Source organism: Sphingobium sp. 3R8 (assembly GCF_020166615.1).
Classification (GTDB): domain Bacteria; phylum Pseudomonadota; class Alphaproteobacteria; order Sphingomonadales; family Sphingomonadaceae; genus Sphingobium; species Sphingobium bisphenolicum.
On record NZ_JAIQXR010000008.1, the window covers coordinates 73,437 to 92,648 of the forward strand.

Sequence of the window (19,212 nt, forward strand, 5' to 3'; positions counted from 1 at the left end):
TAGTTTCGGAGTTTATCGCATGAAGGGTGTCGGCACGGACATCGGCACGATCCATTTCATCGGCATTGGCGGCATCGGCATGTCCGGCATCGCCGAAGTGATGCATAATCTGGGTTATGACGTTCAGGGTTCGGACGTGGCCGAAGGCTATGTGGTCGAGGGGCTGCGGGCCAAGGGCATCCGCGTGATGATCGGCCATAAGGCGGAAAATCTGGGCGACGCCGCTGTGGTCGTCACCTCCACCGCGATCAAGCGCGGCAATCCGGAGGTCGAGCTGGCGCTGGAAAATCGCGTCCCCGTCATTCGCCGCGCCGAAATGCTGGCCGAACTGATGCGCCTCAAATCCACCGTCGCGGTGGCGGGCACCCATGGCAAGACCACGACGACGTCGATGGTCGCCGCGCTGCTGGACGCTGGCGGGGTGGACCCCACGGTCATCAACGGCGGCATCATCAACAGCTATGGCTCCAACGCGCGGCTGGGCAACAGCGACTGGATGGTTGTCGAGGCTGACGAAAGCGACGGCAGCTTCCTGCGCCTCGACGGCACGATCGCGGTCGTCACCAATATCGATCCCGAACATCTGGATCATTATGGCAGCTTCGACCGGGTGAAGGACGCCTTTGTCGAGTTCGTCGGCAACGTCCCCTTCTACGGCGCGGCCTTGCTGTGCCTGGATCATCCCGAAGTGCAGGCGATATTGCCGCGCGTGCAGGACCGGCGGATCGTGACCTATGGCTTTTCGGCGCAGGCGGACATTCGCGGCGACAATGTCGTCAGCTTCCCCGGCGGCAACCGCTTCGACATCCAGGTGCGCGAGCGCGACGGATCGACGCGCAAGATCGAGGGTATCGAAATGCCGATGCCCGGCCGCCATAATGTGCTGAACGCCATGGCGGCGATCGGCGTGGCGCTGCACATGGGCATCGATGACGCGACGATCCAGACCGGCTTCGCCAAGTTCGGCGGGGTCAAGCGTCGCTTCACCAATGTCGGGCAGATCGCCATCGCAGGCGGCACCGCCACCGTGATCGACGATTATGGCCACCACCCGGTCGAGATCAAGGCGGTCCTCGCCGCCGCGCGAGAAGGCGCGAAAGGCCGCGTCATCGCCGTGGTCCAGCCGCACCGCTTCACCCGCCTGCGCGACCTGATGGACGAGTTCCAGCAGGCGTTCAACGACGCCGACATGGTCTATGCCGCGCCGGTCTATACCGCGGGCGAGCAGCCGATCGAGGGCGTGGACAGCGCTGCGCTCGTCGCCGGCCTCAAGCGGCGCGGGCATCGCCATGCTTCCACCGTCACCGACGCGGCCGATCTGGCCGCGCTGGTGGCTGCCGATATCCAGCCGGACGACATGGTCATCTGCCTGGGCGCGGGGGACATCACCAAATGGGCGGCGGGGCTGTCGGCGGCCGTGTCCGCCAAGGTCAAGGAAGCGGTCTGATGTTCGAGCTTTTCGCTGTCGGCCTGGAAATGCAGAAGCGCATGATCGACGCCCAGATGCAGGGCGTGGAAGCCGCGCGCGACATGGTGGAGGCGGCCCAGCGTCAGGTCGAAACCGGCATGGCCACGACCCAGGCGAATGAAGCGGGCCTCAAGGCCATGAAAAACTGGATGAACCTGTGGGGCATGCGCGGTTGAGCACGACGATCGCCCTTCCGCCGGTGCGCGGCACGTTGAAGGCCGACGCCCCGCTGGCCCCGCTCGTCTGGTTCAAGGCGGGCGGCGCGGCGCAATGGCTGTTCGAGCCGAAGGATGCGGACGACCTGTCCGACTTCCTCGCCATGCTCGATCCGCAAGCGCCGGTGATGGCGCTGGGCCTCGGCTCCAACCTCATCGTCCGCGACGGTGGCGTGCCGGGCGTGGTCGTACGTCTGGGCAAGCCCTTCGCCAAGGTCGTGGCGCTGGATGAAACCACGCTGACCTGCGGCGGCGGCGCGTCAGGCATCCTCGTCTCCTCGACCGCGCGCGACGCGGGCATAGCGGGCCTGGAGTTTCTGCGCTCCATTCCCGGCACGGTCGGCGGCTTCGTGCGCATGAACGGCGGCGCCTACGGCCGCGAGACGCGCGACATATTGCTGTCCTGCGAGGTCGTGCTGCGGTCGGGCGAACAGGTGACGCTCCTGAACCGTGACCTTGCCTATACCTACCGCCATTCCAACCTGACCGATGGCGCGATCGTGGTGTCGGCGACCTTCCGCGGCGAACCGGGCGAGCCGGCCGCGATCCAGGCGGAAATGGATCGCATCGCCGCCGCGCGCGAGGAAAGCCAGCCGCTGCGCAGCAAGACGGGCGGCTCGACCTTCAAGAACCCCGACGGGCACAAGGCCTGGCAGTTGGTGGACGAAGCAGGCTGTCGCGGCTTGGCTTTGGGCGGCGCGCAGGTCAGCGAGAAGCACACCAATTTCCTGCTCAACAGCGGCGACGCCAGCAGCGCCGATATCGAAGCGCTGGGCGAAGAAGTCCGCCGCCGGGTCAAAGACAAAAGTGGAATAGAATTGGAATGGGAAATTCAGCGCGTCGGGATCGTGAAGTGACCCGTGGCCCCTGGCATGTCGCCGTCCTCATGGGCGGCTGGTCGGCGGAACGCCCCGTCTCTTTGTCCTCCGGCGAAGGTGTGGCCAAGGCGCTGGAATCGCGCGGCCATACCGTCACCCGCATCGACATGGACCGCAACGTCGCCGCCCGCCTGGCGGAGACCAGGGCGGACGTGATCTTCAACGCGCTGCACGGCGTCCCCGGCGAAGACGGCACGGTGCAGGGCATGATGGACCTGATGGGCCTCACCTACACCCATAGCGGCCTCGCCACCTCGGTCATCGCGATCGACAAGCAATTGACCAAGCAGGCGCTCGTGCCCCACGGCATCCCCATGCCCGGCGGCCAGATCGTGGAAAGCGAAAGCCTCTTCGCCGCCGATCCGCTGCCGCGCCCCTATGTGCTCAAGCCCGTCAACGAAGGCAGCTCGGTCGGCGTCGCCATCGTCACGGCGGAGGGCAATTATGGCAACCCCATCGCCCGCGGCAGCGTCGGTCCGTGGCAGGATTTTCCCGAACTGCTGGCCGAACCCTATATTCGCGGCCGCGAACTCACCACGGCGGTTCTGGGCGATGAGGCACTGCTCGTCACCGAATTGCGGCCCAAGAGCGGCTTTTACGATTTCGATGCCAAATATACCGACGGCATGACCGAACATGTCTGCCCCGCCGACCTGCCGCCGGAGATTACCGAGGCCTGCAAGGCGATCGCGCTGCGCGCCCACCAGTTGCTGGGCTGCAAGGGCGCATCGCGCGCCGATTTCCGCTGGGACGACACGCAGGGGATCGAAGGGCTGTTCCTGCTGGAGGTCAATACCCAGCCGGGCATGACTCCGCTCAGCCTCGTCCCCGAACAGGCGGCAAAGCTGGGCATTGACTATGCCACGCTGGTGGAGACTATTGTCGAGGAGGCGCTGAACCGCGCCCAAGGGCCAGACAAGGCAGGAAATGGTGATGGCTGAGGCACGGATCAGGCGCGGCGGCACCGCGCGGCTGAGCAGCGCGAAGGGCAGGGTGAACGCCGGCAAGTCCGGGGGCGGTCGCGGCCGCGCCCTGAAGCGCCAGAGCAGCCTCGACCGGCTGGTCGAGATGCTGCCGGTCAGCGAAGCCACGCTGCAACGCATGGCGAGCTGGGCCATCGTCGGCATCTTCGGCGCCATCGTCATCGCCATCGCCATCTTCATGGGCCTGCCCGGCATGGCCCGGCAGCAGGCGGCAGACATCGCGGCGCGCGCCGGCTTCGAGGTCGACAAGGTCGAAGTGCGCGGCGTCGAACGGATGGATGAACTGCCGGTCTATAATATCGCCCTGGGGCAGGTGGATCGCTCCATGCTCTCGCTCGACCTGCCCAGGGTGCGCAGCGAGATGCTCAAGCTCGGCTGGGTCAAGGATGCGCGCATTTCCCGCCGCCTGCCCGATACGCTGGTGGTCGACATCGTCGAGCGTGATCCTGTCGCGGTGTGGCAGCATAATGGCCAGTTGCACCTGATCGACGTGTCGGGCGTGGTGTTGCAGTCGGTGTCCGCCAGCGCGATGCCCGACCTGCCGCTGGTCGTCGGCCCCAACGCCAATCGCCAGACGGCGGGCCTTAACCGGCTGATGGAAAACGCCCCGGCGCTCAAGCCGATGCTGGCCGGCGCGACCTGGGTCGGGAACCGCCGCTGGGATCTGCGCTTTCAGTCGGGTGAGACGCTCTCCCTGCCGGAGGGCGACAAGGATTCGGCGGGCGCCTTGGTGAATTTCGCACGGATGGACGGCGTCAATCGCCTGCTGGGTCGCGGCATCGTCAAGTTCGACATGCGCGATCCCGACCGTTTCGTCCTGCGCCTGCCGCAGGGCAAGGTGGAGGAAAAGCCGGTGGACGACGGGACGAAGGACGTCGCCGCCGCGACGCCGGGCGAGGAAGGCTAAGGCCCATGGCGCAGCCCAAGGTCGAGAAGCTTATCACCGCGATCGACATCGGATCGTGGAAGGTGTCCGCCTTGATTGCGGGGCGCACCGACACGGGCGAGCTGGCGATCCTGGGCACCGGCCAGCGCGAAAGCCGCGGCGTGCGGCGCGGCTTTATCGCCGATATGGAGCGCACCGAACTGGCCGTGCGCGAAACGGTGGAGCAGGCCGAACGTGTCGCCGGCACCAATATCGAGGATGTCTGGGTCAGCTTCTCGGGCGGCAGCCTGGTCAGCGACGTCGTCACGGTCGAACGCGACATGGGCGGCTATCGCATCGAACAGCCCGATATCGACGATCTCCTGACCACCGGCCAGCAGGGCATCGACCCCGACGGCCGCATCGTCCTCCATGCCCAGCCGACCTGCTTCACCATCAACGGCAAGGTGCCGGTGAAAAAGCCGCTGGGCATGCACGCGGACCTGCTGGGCGTCGACATCCATGTCGTGCTGGCCGACGGCGCGCCGCTCGCCAATCTCGACCTGTGCGTGCGCGGCGCCTATCTCAACGTCAATTCGATCGTCGCCGCGCCGATCGCCACGGGCCTGGCCTGCCTGTCGGAAGAGGAGCGCGACCTGGGCGTCGCGCTGGTGGAGATCGGGGCCGGGGTCACCAACGTCTCGCTCTATGCGGGGGGAATGCTGGTCGGCCTGCATTCGATCCCGTTCGGCGCATCGGACATTACCGACGATATCGCCTCCGCCTTCGGCATCCGCCGCAGCCAGGCGGAGCGGATCAAATGCTTCTACGGCTCGGCGATGCAGAACCCGCGCGATTTCCGCGAGATGATAGAGATCGCGCCGCCCCATGGCGAAATGGCGGTGCCGGGGCAGGCGGCCGGGCCGAACGCCGAAGGGGGCAAGATCACCCGCGCCGCGCTGGTCGGGGTCATCTGCGAACGGCTGAACCAGATCATGACCGAAGTGAATGCAGCGCTGGCCGGCATGGGCTTTAACTCCACCGGGCGGCAGGTGGTGCTGACCGGCGGCGGCGCGGAAATGAAGGGCATTGCCGATTATGCGCAGGGCGCGCTGGGCCGCGCCGTGCGGATCGGGCGACCCAGGGGCTTGTCTGCGATGCCCGAAGCGCATAGTGGGCCCGCCTTCGCGACATTGGCGGGACTCGCGCTTTACGGCGCTTCCAACCCGGTTGATCTCCGCACGATGGCGCCCGCGCCGCAAACGGTGCATCGTCTGGGAGCGCCGCTCTGGTGGCAACGCATGATGCGCGCAATGAAGACCAACTATTGAACGAAATTGGACCAAGACGAAAATAGGTGGTGAATTCCCCTATTTTCTGGTGTTAACATTTAATGACGGCGTTGCTTCCTGACGAGGAAGCTGAGGGAGCACTATTTATGAGCATTGAAATCAGCCCACCGCATGTGGACGAACTGAAGCCGCGGATCGCGGTGATCGGTGTCGGCGGCGCGGGCGGCAATGCCATCGCGAACATGATCGCCGCCCATGTCGAGGGCGTGGACTTCATCGTGGCCAATACCGACGCGCAGGCGCTCAACGCCTCGCCGGCCGAACGCCGCATCCAGCTCGGCCCGCAAATCACCGAAGGGCTGGGCGCCGGTTCGCGCCCCGAAATCGGCAAGGCCGCCGCTGAAGAAACGATCGCGTCGGTCGAGCAGGCGCTGGAAGGCGCGCATATGTGCTTCATCGCCGCGGGCATGGGTGGCGGCACCGGCACCGGCGCGGCCCCCGTCATCGCCAAGGCCGCCCGCGACAAGGGCATCCTGACCGTCGGCGTCGTCACCAAGCCCTTCACCTTTGAAGGCAATCGCCGCATGAAGTCGGCGGATTCGGGCATCGATGAGCTGCAGAAGCATGTCGACACGCTGATCGTGATCCCGAACCAGAATCTGTTCCTGATCGCCAACCCGAACACGACCTTCAAGGAAGCGTTCCAGATGGCGGACGAAGTGCTGCAGCAGGGCGTGCGCGGCATCACCGACCTCATGGTCATGCCCGGCCTCATCAACCTCGACTTCGCCGACGTGCGTTCGGTGATGGGTGAAATGGGCAAGGCGATGATGGGCACCGGCGAAGCCGAAGGCGACGGCCGGGCGCTCCAGGCGGCGGAAAAGGCGATCGCCAACCCGCTGCTCGACGGCGTGTCGATGCGCGGCGCCAAGGGCGTGATCGTCTCGATCGTCGGCGGCGAGGACATGCGGCTGATGGAAGTGGACGAGGCCGCCAACCATATCCGCGAACTGGTGGACCCGGACGCGAACATCATCTGGGGCAGCGCCTTCAACGACAATCTGAACGGCAAGATCCGCGTGTCGGTGGTCGCTACCGGCATCGACAATGAAGTGGGCAACCATGCCGCGCCGCTGACCCAGCCGTTCAGCTTCGCCAACCGACCCGCCGTGGCCGTGCCTCAGTCGGCGGCGCCCAAGCCTGCGCCGGTCGCGCAGCAGCCCGCGCCGGTTGCAGCGCCTGCGCCGACGCCTGCTCCTGCGCCTGCGCCGCAGCCCGAAACGCTTGAACTGGACGTGCCGGCCGCGCCTGCGCCCGCGCAGCCGACGGTTGCACCGGCGCCGTTCGCTCCGGCCAAGCCCGCCGCGGTCTTTTCCGACGAAGATCCGGAAGAGGATGAACTGATCCTGGGCGCAGACAGCGCCGAAGCGGCCGCGCCGGCCGCACCCGCACCGCGCGTCGCCACCGGCGGCACGCTGTTCGAGCGGATGGCGGGCCTGACCCGTGGCACGGACAAGGCGCCGGGCGCCGCGGACGACGTCGCGCCGGGCGTCGATATCCCCCGTTTCCTCAACCGCCAGAACAACCAGTAAGGCGCAGTCGGTAAAAGGACGCACGGCTTGGGCCGTGCGCGACAGGAAAAGCGCGCTGTCGGTCGTCTGGGGCGACCCGGCGCGCTTTTTCGTTGGGCTAATTTCCCATTCATCCTGGGATCGGCTAAGGCGCGGATGTGACACGCACTTCTCCATGGATTCTCGGTCTTTGGCTGCCGGGCGCGCTGCTGCTCGCGGCCCCCGCGCATGCCCAGCAGGACCAATCGCAACTGGTTCGGCCGCTCGGCGCCGCCGACCTCAACAGCAATTTGGCGCGCCTGGCGTCCAATCCGCGCGACGTCGTCGCGCTGATCGGTGCGGGGGAGGCGGCGCTGTCGCTGGATGACCCGCGCGCGGCGGCCGGCTTCTTCGCCCGCGCCGACGCGATCGAGAGCGGCAATGGCCGGATCAAGGCCGGGCTGGGACGGGTCATGCTCAAGCTGCAAAACCCGGTCGAGGCGCTGCGCCTGTTCGACCAGGCGGGGCGGCTGGGCTATCCCGATGCGACGATCCTGTCCGACCGCGGCCTGGCGCGCGACATGACCGGCGATCAGGCGGGCGCGCAGCGGGACTATCAGGCCGCGCTCCTACGCACCCCCGGCGATGATGAACTGGTGCGCCGCTACGCCGCTTCGCTCGGCATAGCGGGGCAGGTCGCCGCGTCCGACAAGATCCTCGAACCCCTGTTCTACAAGAGCGACCGGGCCGCCTGGCGCTATCGCGCCTTCATCCTGGCGATGAACAACAAGCAGGCCGATGCGAAGAAGGTGGCGGAGCAGACCATGCCGGCGCAACTGGCCGCCGCGATCATTCCTTATATGCAGAAAATGCCCTATCTGACTGCCGCGCAAAAGGCGGCGGCGCTGCATTTCGGCCATTTCCCGGCCCAGATCGGCACCAGCATCGCCGCGATCACGCCGACCCCGCCGGCACCGGGCATCGCGGTGGCCGCCAGCGCGCCGGTCGCCGTCGCCTCCGCCAGCCCTGCGAAGACCAAACCGCTCAGCCGGTCCGAACAGCGTCGCCAGCAGCGCGAGGCCGCCCGTATCGCCCGCGCCGAGGGACTGGCCGCCGCTCGTCGTCCCGCCCAGCCGCAACTGGCCCAAGCCCAGACGATCCCGCCCAGAGCGCTCCAGCCCCAGCCGGCCCAATCCGCGCCCGTCCAGTCTGCGCTGCGATCCACGCCGACCCCGCCGCCCGCGCAGCAGCCGAGCGCGCCGCTGCCGGCCCCGGTGGTCCAGCCCTTGCCGTCGTCCACGGCACCCGCGTCGGCGGAGCAAACGCCGTCCGAACCGTCGCCCGTGCGTCAGGCGGCCGCATCGCCCGCCGCCGCTACGCCCAATGGCGCGGTGCAAGGGCCGCCCGCCCCCGGCTTCGATTCGATCGATCGTGCGCCGCCGGCCGCCGCGCCGCCCTCCAACGCGGGATCGCAGCTCAATGCGATCGCGCTGGCGCAGGCATCGCCGCCGCCTGAACCTGCGGGTTCAGCTCCGCCCGCCGCTGCAACCGCCACCACATCGCCCGCCGCAACCGTCCAGCCGCTCACGGCCGTGCCGCCGCCTTCTGTCCCGCAACCCGATCCGGTCGCCACCCGCACGCTGGCGGACATCATTCGCGCGATCGACGTCCCCGAAGCCGAGCGCCAGCCGACCGTCGCCGCCGTCGACCTCACGGAAATCGCCGCGATCCAGGCCGCCCGCCGCGCCGAGCGGCAGGCCGCGGCCAAGGCCGCCACGGACAAGGCGAAGAAGGACGCCCTCGCCAAAGCCAAGGCGGAAGCCGACGCCAAGGCGAAGAAGGAGGCCGAAGAGAAGAAGCGCCTGGCCGACAATCCGTCGCGCAACTGGCTGCAGGTCGGCGTGGGGCAGAGCAAATCGGCGCTAGGCTTCACCATGAAGGGGCTGCGCAAGAAATATACGATCCTGTCCCGCCAGGACGGATGGAGCGCCGGCTGGGGGCGGACCAATCGCCTGCTGGTCGGTCCCTTCGCCAGCTTCACCCGCGCCAAGGAACTGGAGGCTAATCTGAAGGCCGACGGCGCCGATGCCTTCGCCTGGAAAAGCGAAGCGGGGGAGGTCGTGGAGAAGCTGGGGGCCGAATGAGCATTTTGCAGTCGGCTGTTTCGGCCGGCTGGAGAAGGCTCTAAGAGGGCGGGCATGACGATCCTCGCTTCCTATGCCTGCCATTCCTCCGCCAGCCGGGGCCGCCTCCATCCCGAAGCGGGCGGCGAGATGCGCGGGCCGCGCGACGTCTTCCAGCGCGACCGCGATCGCATCATCCATTCCATTGCCTTCCGTCGCCTGCGGCACAAGACGCAGGTGTTCGTCTCGCCCGACGGCGATCATTTCCGCGTCCGCCTGACCCACAGTCTGGAGGTTGCCCAGATCGGCCGCACCACCGCGCGCACCTTGGGGCTGAACGAGGATCTGACCGAAGCGCTGTGCCTCGCCCACGACATCGGTCATCCGCCCTTTGGTCATGCCGGTGAAGATGCGCTGGAGGTCGCGCTCGACGATCATGGCGGCTTCGACCACAACGCCCATACGCTGCGCACGCTGATGCTGCTGGAAAGCCCTTATCCGCGCTTTGCCGGTCTTAACCTGAGCTGGGAAATGCTGGAAGGGCTGGCCAAGCATAATGGCCCGATCGTCCATCCCGGCTGGGCGATGCGGGAGCTGGACGCGCTCTTCCCGCTCGACCTGACCAGCCATGCCTCGCTGGAGGCGCAACTGGCCGCGATTTCCGACGACATCGCCTATGACAATCACGATATCGACGATGGTTTGCGCGCCGGGTTGCTGACGCTCGACCAGTTGATGGAAGTGCCGTTCGTGCGCGGCTGCTGGGACCGGGTGCGCGCCCGCTATCCCGACGTGGCGGAGGACCGGCTGCTGCGCGAGCTGGTGCGCGAGCAGATCGGCGTGATGGCCACCGACCTGATCGAATCGACCCGCGCCAACATCGCCGCATCGGGCGTGGAGACGGTCGAGGATGTCCGCGCGCTCGGCCGCACCCTGGTCGCTTTCTCGCCGGACCTTGCGGCGCAGGAGCGCGACCTCAAGCGTTTCATGTACGCCACCCTCTATCATCATCCCGAACAGCTCGCCGCCGCCGACCGGGCGCGCGTCATCGTCACCGACCTGTTCCGCGCCTATCAGGCCGATCCCGCGCTCATGCCGCCCGAATGGCGTGACGACTGCGTCGGGCAGGAACCCACCCGCAGCCGCCACATCGCCGACTTCATCGCCGGCATGACCGACCGTTACGCCGAAAAGCGCCATGCGGAAATCTATGGGGCGATGGCGCTGGCCGATTGACGCGCCCCTGCGATTGACGCAATGCGGACAGGTCTCCGGCGGATTCGTTCGTCGGGCATGATGCGGGAGAGCATGGGAAGCCTTGGAGGCCACCCCGTCACCGAAGGAGCAACCGCCCCGGAATCTCTCAGGTCAAAGGACCGCATCGCGCGCAAGGCACTCTGGAAAGCGGACAGTCGCATGACTGTCCCACCGAAGGGGTAAGCCATGTGGCCGCAAGGCCGCTGGTCAAAGCTCTCAGGTTCCGTGACAGAGGGGGTGGCAGATAGGACAGGTCCGACTCCGGGCCTTTGCATCGGTCGCCATCAACCCCGCACGGAAAGGACGCTTCATGTCCGGCAATGACGATATCGCCACAATCGCAGAGGAACTGCCGCTGGAGGCCCTGCCGCTCGATGCCTGGCACCGTGCCCGTGGCGCGCGCATGGTCGGCTTCGCCGGCTATCATATGCCGATCCAATATGAAGGCATCATGGCGGAACATGCTTGGACCCGCGAACATGCCGGCCTGTTCGACGTCAGCCATATGGGCCAGCTCAATTTTTCCGGCGAAAACGTCGATGACGCGCTGGAATATCTGTTGCCCAGCGACATCAAGGGGCTGAAGCCCTTCCGCCAGCGCTATTCGATGCTGCTCGATCAGGAGGGCGGCATCCTCGACGATCTCATGGTGTCGCGCTTGGGGGATGGCGCATTCGACGGCGCGGCCATCTACATGGTCGTCAACGGCGCGACAAAATATGACGATATCGGCTGGATGATCGAACATCTGCCCGACGCCGTGGTGATGAACCACATGGCCGATCAGGCGCTGCTGGCGTTGCAAGGGCCCGAAGCGGGCGATGCGCTGGCCGCGCTCATCCCGCAAACCGCCGACCTGTTGTTCATGCAATCCGGACCCTTCACCTGGCGCGGCATCCCGCTGTGGATCAGCCGGTCGGGCTATACCGGCGAGGACGGGTTCGAGATCAGCGTCCCCGCCGACGATGTCACCCTGCTCGCCGACGCGCTGTGCGCGCTGCCGCAGGTGAAGCCGATCGGCCTGGGCGCGCGCGATTCGCTGCGGCTGGAAGCCGGCCTGCCGCTCTACGGCCATGACCTGTCGCCTGCGGTCAGCACGATCGGCGCGGACCTGGGCTTCGCAATTCCGAAGCGCCGCCGCGAAGAAGGCGGTTTCATCGGTCATGCCCGCGTGACGAAGGAACTGGCCGACGGGCCGGGTTCCAGGCGGGTGGGCCTGACCATCGAAGGCCGCCTGCCGGCCCGCGAAGGCGCGCAAATCTATGCTGGCGACGTGCTGGTGGGCGAAGTTACCTCCGGCGGCTTCGCGCCGTCCGTGGGCGCGCCGATCGCCATGGGCTGGGTCAGCCTGCCCCATGCCGTGATCGGCGAGGCGCTGGAAATCGAAGTAAGGGGCAAGCGCATCGCCGCGGTGGTTGCGCCGATGCCGTTCGTTCCGCATCACTATCGCCGCAAGGCCTGATCCACTTTTACCGACGGGAGTATATCCATGAGCCGTTATTTCACCGACGAACATGAATGGATCGATGTCGAGGGCGAAATCGCCACCGTCGGCATCACCGACTACGCGCAGGAACAGTTGGGCGACATCGTATTCGTCGAACTGCCCGCCGAAGGCACCAATTTCGACAAGGGTGACGACGCCGCCGTCGTGGAATCGGTCAAGGCCGCATCGGACGTCTATGCGCCGATCTCGGGCGAAGTGGTCGAATCCAACAGCGCGCTGGAGGATGAACCCGCGCTGGTGAACAGCGACGCCGAAGAGGATGGCTGGTTCTTCAAGCTGCGCATCGCCGACACCAGCGAACTGGAAGGCCTGATGACCGAAGCGGCGTACAAGAAGTTCGTGGCGAGCCTCTAACCCACAACATAAGCCCCTCCCTTTCAAGGGAGGGGCGTTTCAGGTCGGTCAAGCCCCCGGCTTGACCTGAACAGCGCGGGGCGCTGTTCACCTGCAAAACGGGGTGGGTGGCGACCGTAGGGAGCCTCAATCCTATCCTAAAGAGCCGCCGCTGGCGCGGCGGACCCACCCCTTACCCCTCCCTAAAAAGGAGGGGGGAGAAGCAGAATGCGCTACCTACCCCTTACCGACACCGACCGGCAGGAGATGCTGTCCGTCATCGGCGCGGCGTCGATCGACGACCTCTTCGTGGACGTGCCCGCTGAAGCCCGCCTGACCGGCACCATCGCCGGCCTTCCGGATCATGCTAGCGAACTGGCGGTCGAGCGTCATATGGCGGCGCTGGCGCGGAAAAATCTGTCGGCGGGGGAGGCGCCCTTCTTCCTGGGCGCTGGCGCGTACAGGCATCATGTCCCCGCCAGCGTCGATCATCTGATCCAGCGCGGCGAGTTTCTGACCGCCTACACGCCCTATCAGCCGGAAATCGCGCAGGGCACGTTGCAGGTGCTGTTCGAATTCCAGACGCAGGTCGCGCGCCTGCTGGGCTGCGACGTCGCCAACGCTTCCATGTATGACGGCTCGACCGCCTGCTGGGAAGCGATCGGCATGGCCCGCCGGATCACCAAGCGCGGCAAGGCGATCCTGTCGTCCGGCCTGCACCCTCATTATGTCTCGGTCGCCAGGACGATGGCGAAATTCACCGGCGACGCATTGGCGCATGAAGCCCCGGCATTGGACGCCGCGACCGACATCGACGCGCTGATCGCGAGTATCGACAAGGATACGAGCTGCGTCGTGGTCCAATATCCGGACATTCTCGGCCGCATCGCCGACCTGGCCCCGCTGGCCGAGGCCGCCCATGCAGCCGGTGCGCTGCTGGTCGCGGTCGTCACCGAACCCGTCGCCCTGGGGGCGATCAAGGCGCCGGGCCATATGGGCGCGGACATCGTCGTGGGCGAAGGCCAGTCGATCGGCGTCGGCCTCCAGTTCGGCGGCCCCTATCTTGGCCTCTTCGCCTGCAAGCAGAAATATGTCCGCCAGATGCCCGGCCGCCTGTGTGGCGAGACGGTGGACGCGGCGGGCAAGCGCGGTTTCGTGCTGACCCTCTCCACTCGCGAGCAGCATATCCGGCGCGAGAAGGCGACGTCGAACATTTGCACCAATTCGGGCCTCTGTGCGCTGGCCTTCAGCATCCACATGACCCTGCTGGGCGAACGCGGCCTGCGTGAACTGGCAACGCTGAATCATGGCCTGGCCGCGCAGGCCGCCGATCGCCTGAGCCAGGTGCCGGGCGTCACGCTGCTCAACGACAGCTTCTTCAACGAATTTACCCTGATCCTGTCGAAGGACGCCCGCGACGTCGTGCGCACTCTGGCCGACAAGGGCGTGCTGGCCGGGGTCTCGCTCGGCCGCCTCTTCCCGCAGACGTCGGCGATAGGCAACGGCCTTGTCGTCGCCGTCACGGAGACCGTCACGGCGGAGGATATCGAAAGCCTTGCCGCAGCGCTGGAGGAGGAACTGGCATGACGATGCTCAAGGAAGGTCGCCCCACCGCGCCCGAACCCGTCAAGGAAGCCCATATGGCCCCCGCAACCGCCACCGGCAATCGCGCCCTGATGCTGGAAGAGGCGCTGATCTTCGAGATCGGCTCGACCGCTACGACCGGCGTCGATTTCGCGCCAGCACCCAGTGTCGCCAGCCGCCTCGGCAAACTCGCCCGCACCGACGCCATCGGCCTGCCGGGCCTGTCGGAACAGGAAACGGTGCGCCATTACACCCGTCTGTCGCGCCAGAACTACGCTATCGACCTTGGCCTGTTCCCGCTCGGTTCCTGCACCATGAAGCACAACCCGCGGCTCAATGAAAAGGTCGCGCGGATGCCCGGTTTCGCCGACCTCCACCCGCTCGCGCCCCAATCCACCGTGCAGGGCGCGCTGGGCGTCATCAACGAACTGGCAGTATGGCTCATCAAGCTGACCGGCATGCACGGCGTGGCCATGACGCCCAAGGCGGGGGCCCATGGCGAACTGTGCGGCCTGCTCTGCATTCGCGCCGCGCTGGAAGCGCGCGGTGATGCGCGTCAGGTCGTGCTGGTCCCCGAAAGCGCGCACGGCACCAACCCCGCCACCGCCGCCTTCTGCGGATACAAGGTGGAGGACATCCCCGCGACCCCCGAAGGCCGCGTGGACCTGGAAGCGCTCAAGGCCCGCCTCGGCCCCGACGTCGCAGCGGTGATGATCACCAATCCCAACACCTGCGGCCTGTTCGAACGCGACATGAAGACTATTTCCGACGCGGTCCACGCCGCCGGAGCCTTCGTCTATTGCGACGGCGCGAACTTCAACGCCATCGTCGGCCGGGTCCGCCCCGGCGATCTGGGCGTCGACGCCATGCATATCAACCTGCACAAGACCTTCTCCACCCCCCATGGCGGCGGCGGCCCCGGGTCCGGCCCGGTCGTCCTGTCCGAAGCGCTCTCGCCCTTCGGCCCGCTCCCCTATACCGCGCGCATGGCGGACGGCTCGATCCACCTGATCGAGGAGGAGAATGTCGGTGAGGAAATGCCGCAGAGCTTCGGCCGCATGTCGGCCTTCCATGGGCAGATGGGCATGTTCACCCGCGCGCTGGCCTATATCCTGTCCCACGGCGCGGACGGCCTGCGCCAGGTGGCGGAGGACGCCGTCCTCAATGCCAACTATATATTGCGCAGCCTGGACGATGTGCTGGACGCCCCCTTCGGCGACAGCGGCCCCTGCATGCATGAGGCGCTGTTCAGCGACAAGGGGCTGGCCGAGGGCTTCACCACGCTCGACATCGCCAAGGGGCTGATCGACGAAGGCTTCCACCCGATGACCATGTATTTCCCGCTGGTCGTCCATGGCGCGATGCTGGTCGAACCGACCGAAACCGAAAGCAAGGCGGCGCTGGACCAGTTCATCCTGGCGCTGCGCAGCCTCGCCGAACGCGCCAAGGCAGGGGACGAAGCGCTCAAGGGCGCGCCCTATCACGCGCCGCGCCGGCGGCTTGACGAAACCCTCGCGGCGCGCAAGCCGGTCCTCACCTGGACCGACCCTGCGCTGGCGGTCGCTGCCGAATGATCGACAGGCCGGAGCCGTGGGAACCCGGTTCCGGCCCCGCCGTCGCGGATAAACGCTACGCGCCCGCGACCGAGCGCAACCGCGACGCCATCGTCGCGGTCTTGCGCGACCAGCTCCCGTCCTCCGGTCTGGTGCTGGAGGTGGCGAGTGGGAGCGGCGAACATGCTGTCCACTTCGCTGTCGCCTTCCCCTCGCTCGACTGGCAGCCGAGCGATCCCGATCCCGCCGCGCTCGCCTCGATCGCCGCATGGCGCGCCGAAGCGGACCTGTCCAATCTCCGTTCGCCGATCCGGCTGGACGCGACGGGCGAATGGCCGAACGCCCAGGCCGATGCGATCGTCTGCATCAACATGATCCACATCGCCCCGTGGCAAGCGACGCTGGGATTGCTCAAGGGGGCAGGGGAGGCGCTGTCGCCCGGCGGCCTCCTCTATCTCTACGGCCCCTATGCGCGCGCGGGCGTCGACACCGCACCCAGCAACCTTGCCTTCGATGTCTCGCTCAAGGCCCGCGATCCGCGCTGGGGGCTGCGATCGGTGGAGGACGTGGTCGCGGCGGCGGACGCGCAGGGCCTGGGTCTTGATCGCCTTGTCGATATGCCCGCGAACAACCTGTCATTGCTCTTTCGTAAGGGATGGCTCTAGACACGGGTCAAAGCCTTTTTGAACGGTCCAATGCCCAGCCAGCTTCTTCCCCTCGTCACCGCGGAACTGAGCGCCCCGGCCGATCCCCGCGCGGCGGCGATGGCGGGGGCGCTCGCGGCGAAATATCCGCAGGCCGCCCGCGCTGTCCTTTTCTACGGCTCCTGCCTGCGCGAGCAAAATCTCGACGGGCTGATGCTCGATTTCTACCTGATCGTGTCGGACTATCCCGCCGCCTATGGCCAAAGCTGGCTGGCGCGCGCCAATCGCCTGATCCCGCCCAATGTCTTTCCGTTCGAGCATCAGGGCCTGATCGCCAAATATGCGGTCCTGTCCGAAGCCGACTTCGCCCGGTTGAACGGCATGGAGGCCGACAATGTCTCGGTCTGGGCGCGCTTCGCCCAGCCTTCGCGCCTGCTCTGGGCCGCCGACGATCTCGCTCGCCAGCGGGCCGTCGCCGCGGTTGCGCAGGCTGCGCCGACCCTGCTCGCGCTGGCGCGGCCGATGGCGGAGGGGCAGGGCGATGCGCTCGCCTTGTGGCGGACCGGCTTCACCCTCACCTATAATGCGGAGCTGCGTGCCGAGAAAAAGGGGCGCTCGCTCTCGATCGTCGATGCCGATCCGGAACGCTATCGCCGCGTCGGGGAGGCCGCGTTGGCCGATGGCCTGCCGTCCTCGCCGGCGGACGCGCCCGCGCGCTGGCGCGGTCTCCAGCGCCGCGGCAAACGGCTGTCCGTGATCCGCCTGGCCAAGGCCAGCTTCACCTATGCGGGCGGCATCGATTATCTGGCGTGGAAGATCAATCGCCATGCCGGTACGCAGATCGCGATCAAACCCTGGCAACGGCGCTGGCCGCTGCTGGGCGCGCTCACTCTGCTGCCGCGGCTGTTCCGGGGTGGTGCGATTCGCTGAGGGATTGCCCGTAAAGCGCTTGCCCGCCGAGCGTCGTCGCCAATGCCTGCCCCAGCGCCATCAGCGTGTAGGGCTTGCGCAGCACCTGATGCCCCTCGAAATTGGCGCTGTCATTGGCGTCGCCGGCATAGCCCGTGACGAACAGCACGGGCAGGTGGCGGAAACGGGCCGGCAGCGCCTTCACCATTTCCGGCCCGGTCATGTCGGGCATCAGCACGTCGCTGATGATCAGGCCGACGTCGCCATTATTGGCCAGCAATTTCGCCGCTTTGGCCGGATGGTCGCAGGCGATCGGCAGGTGGCCCAGCTCGCTAAGCGCCGCCATCGTCTGGTTCAGCACGCGCGGATCGTCCTCCACCACCAGGATGCGGGTCGGCGGCTGTTCGACCGGCGCGCGCGCGAAGCTGACCTCGGCATTGGCGACTTCGCCCTCCACGATGGACCGCGGCAGGTAGAGATGCACGCTGCTACCCTCGCCCGGCGCCGATTCGATTCGCACCTCGCCGCGGCATTGGCGGACGAAGCCGAAAATCTGGCTGAGGCCCAGGCCCGTGCCCTTGCCCACCGGCTTGGTGGTGAAGAAGGGTTCGAACACGCGCGCCAGCACATCGGGCGTCATGCCGCATCCATCGTCGATAACGGTCACGGTGACATAGTCGCCCGCCGCGCATTCGCCGATCTCGCCCGCCGCCAGCGCCGTCTGGCCGGTCGCCAGCGTCAGTTGCCCGCGTCCATCCATGGCATCGCGCGCGTTGACGCACAGATTCAGGATCGCATTTTCCATCTGATGCTGGTCGACGAAAATGCGCCAGTCGCTCGCCCCCTGGGCGAAGCGGACGGTGATCTGGTCGCCGATGGTGCGGTCGATCAGGTCGGCCATGCCCGACAACAGCGCATCGGGATCGACCGCGCTGGGCAGCAAGGGTTCGGACCGGGCGAAGGCCAGCAACCGGCGCGTCAGCGCGGAGGCGCGATTGGCCCCCTCCATCGCATTGTCCAGATGCCGGCTGGCCTCTTCGGGCTTCAGCCGGAACTTGCGCTTGGCCAGTTCCAGTCCGCCGACCACGACCGCCAGCATATTGTTGAAATCATGGGCGATGCCGCCGGTCAACTGGCCCACCGCGTCCATCTTCTGCATCTGGCGCAGATCATGTTCGGCCGCGGCCCGCTCCGCCGATTCCCGCTTCAACTGGTCATAGGCGTCGGACAGTTCGGCCGTGCGCGCTGCGACTGCCGCCTCCAGCCGGTCGGCCCGCTCTGTTTCCGCCTCCGCCAGCCGCCGCGCCGTCCGTCGTTCGCGAAAGGCCGTGTTGGCGAACCAGACGCCGAACAATATGCACACCAGCATCGCCAGCCCGACCAGCCGCGACGTCTTGCCCACCCATTCGCTGCGGTCGCCCGCCAGAGTCACCGCCAGGCTGCGTTCGCGCAGCCGGTCATTCTCCGCCTTGATGACCAGGTCGAGCAGGGCGGTGATACGGCGCAGATCCTGGCTCTTGCCGGCCTGGTGAAAGCGGCCCAGCGCCGTCATTTTCTGGTCGTAGGTGGTGCGCAGGCCGATCTCGCTCAGCGTCTTGCCGCGCTGGATGAAGGCATAATGCAGCGCTTCGACATTGCCATGCTGCCAGCCCGACCGGCGCGTGGCGTAGGTCAGCGCCTTCAACTGGCTGGCGGCGCCGCGCCACTGATCCTGAAACAGCCGTCCTGTGTCGGGATCGAGACTGATGACATAGCGCGCCAGCGTCACCTCGGCGCGGGCCATACGCGCCTCGAAACCGCGCGCCAGCGCGATTACCTCGAAGCTGCTCTGCTGTTCGGCAAGCGCCTGCGCATGGTCCTGCGACGCGTTGCTGGCGCTGTAGAGCAGCGCACCCAGCGATCCGATCAGCAAGGCGGCCAGCAGCAGCGGCAGGACGCGCCGCGTCAGCGCGCGCCAGCTTCTGGCCCACCCTTCCGGATCCCGTTCAAACTGATGGTCGCTGTCGGCCATGGACCGTTACACTAGACGAACAACATTAACCGCGAAATAT

At 66.9% G+C, this 19,212-nt stretch carries 16 protein-coding genes and 1 riboswitch; of the genes, 15 read left to right on the top strand and 1 reads right to left on the bottom strand.

The genetic code is table 11. The features are described from left to right. Positions 1-19 precede the first annotated feature (19 nt). The 15 genes from murC to K9B33_RS09785 all read left to right on the top strand — a co-directional run bounded on the left by murC (position 20) and on the right by K9B33_RS09785 (position 17,182). Positions 20-1,447 (top strand): UDP-N-acetylmuramate--L-alanine ligase, encoded by a 1,428-nt coding sequence (murC, locus tag K9B33_RS09715; RefSeq protein WP_224548400.1) that lies wholly within the window; start codon positions 20-22, stop codon positions 1,445-1,447. Beyond that, positions 1,447-1,644 carry a hypothetical protein gene (locus K9B33_RS09720; RefSeq protein WP_224548402.1) on the top strand — a complete coding sequence of 66 codons (198 nt, stop codon included), beginning with the start codon at positions 1,447-1,449 and terminating at the stop codon, positions 1,642-1,644. The genes murC and K9B33_RS09720 overlap by 1 nt, the downstream gene beginning before the upstream one ends. After that, entirely contained in the window at positions 1,626-2,540 is a 915-nt protein-coding gene (gene murB, locus K9B33_RS09725) for a UDP-N-acetylmuramate dehydrogenase (RefSeq protein ID WP_411974000.1), read from the top strand. Before K9B33_RS09720 ends, murB begins: the two co-directional genes overlap by 19 nt. After that, positions 2,537-3,502 (top strand): D-alanine--D-alanine ligase, encoded by a 966-nt coding sequence (locus K9B33_RS09730; protein ID WP_224548406.1) that lies wholly within the window; start codon positions 2,537-2,539, stop codon positions 3,500-3,502. The genes murB and K9B33_RS09730 overlap by 4 nt, the downstream gene beginning before the upstream one ends. Further along, positions 3,495-4,451, top strand: a complete 957-nt coding sequence (locus K9B33_RS09735) for a cell division protein FtsQ/DivIB (protein WP_224548408.1) — start codon at positions 3,495-3,497, stop codon at positions 4,449-4,451. Before K9B33_RS09730 ends, K9B33_RS09735 begins: the two co-directional genes overlap by 8 nt. 5 nt (positions 4,452-4,456) lie before the next feature. Further along, positions 4,457-5,740, top strand: a complete 1,284-nt coding sequence (ftsA, locus tag K9B33_RS09740; RefSeq protein WP_224548410.1) for a cell division protein FtsA — start codon at positions 4,457-4,459, stop codon at positions 5,738-5,740. 107 nt (positions 5,741-5,847) lie between these two features. Then, a complete protein-coding gene (ftsZ, locus tag K9B33_RS09745) occupies positions 5,848-7,293 on the top strand; it encodes a cell division protein FtsZ (protein ID WP_224548412.1) in 1,446 nt (481 codons plus the stop codon). Positions 7,294-7,430: 137 nt separating this feature from the next. Then, on the top strand, positions 7,431-9,395 hold the full coding sequence (locus tag K9B33_RS09750) for a tetratricopeptide repeat protein (RefSeq protein ID WP_224548413.1): 1,965 nt from the start codon (positions 7,431-7,433) through the stop codon (positions 9,393-9,395). A 54-nt stretch (positions 9,396-9,449) separates the two neighbouring features. Further along, entirely contained in the window at positions 9,450-10,610 is a 1,161-nt protein-coding gene (locus K9B33_RS09755; protein ID WP_224548414.1) for a deoxyguanosinetriphosphate triphosphohydrolase, read from the top strand. A gap of 53 nt (positions 10,611-10,663) precedes the next feature. Then, a riboswitch (glycine riboswitch) is annotated at positions 10,664-10,763 on the top strand. Between the two features lie 178 nt (positions 10,764-10,941). Next, positions 10,942-12,093 (top strand): glycine cleavage system aminomethyltransferase GcvT, encoded by a 1,152-nt coding sequence (gcvT, locus tag K9B33_RS09760; RefSeq protein WP_224548415.1) that lies wholly within the window; start codon positions 10,942-10,944, stop codon positions 12,091-12,093. Positions 12,094-12,120: 27 nt separating this feature from the next. Then, on the top strand, positions 12,121-12,492 hold the full coding sequence (gene gcvH, locus K9B33_RS09765; protein ID WP_224548416.1) for a glycine cleavage system protein GcvH: 372 nt from the start codon (positions 12,121-12,123) through the stop codon (positions 12,490-12,492). Positions 12,493-12,699: 207 nt separating this feature from the next. Next, positions 12,700-14,058: an aminomethyl-transferring glycine dehydrogenase subunit GcvPA gene (gene gcvPA / locus K9B33_RS09770; protein ID WP_224548417.1), complete on the top strand. Its 1,359-nt coding sequence runs from the start codon at positions 12,700-12,702 to the stop codon at positions 14,056-14,058. Next, positions 14,055-15,629 carry an aminomethyl-transferring glycine dehydrogenase subunit GcvPB gene (gcvPB, locus tag K9B33_RS09775; protein ID WP_224548418.1) on the top strand — a complete coding sequence of 525 codons (1,575 nt, stop codon included), beginning with the start codon at positions 14,055-14,057 and terminating at the stop codon, positions 15,627-15,629. The genes gcvPA and gcvPB overlap by 4 nt, the downstream gene beginning before the upstream one ends. Continuing rightward, positions 15,626-16,273, top strand: a complete 648-nt coding sequence (locus K9B33_RS09780) for a DUF938 domain-containing protein (protein WP_224548419.1) — start codon at positions 15,626-15,628, stop codon at positions 16,271-16,273. Before gcvPB ends, K9B33_RS09780 begins: the two co-directional genes overlap by 4 nt. Positions 16,274-16,303: 30 nt before the next feature. Beyond that, complete coding sequence (locus K9B33_RS09785) at positions 16,304-17,182, top strand: hypothetical protein (protein ID WP_224548420.1); 879 nt, start codon at positions 16,304-16,306, stop codon at positions 17,180-17,182. On the opposite strand, the gene K9B33_RS09790 is transcribed toward K9B33_RS09785, so the two are convergent. Continuing rightward, positions 17,139-19,172: an ATP-binding protein gene (locus K9B33_RS09790; RefSeq protein ID WP_224548421.1), complete on the bottom strand. Its 2,034-nt coding sequence runs from the start codon at positions 19,170-19,172 to the stop codon at positions 17,139-17,141. The genes K9B33_RS09785 and K9B33_RS09790 overlap by 44 nt on opposite strands. Positions 19,173-19,212: the final 40 nt, after the last annotated feature.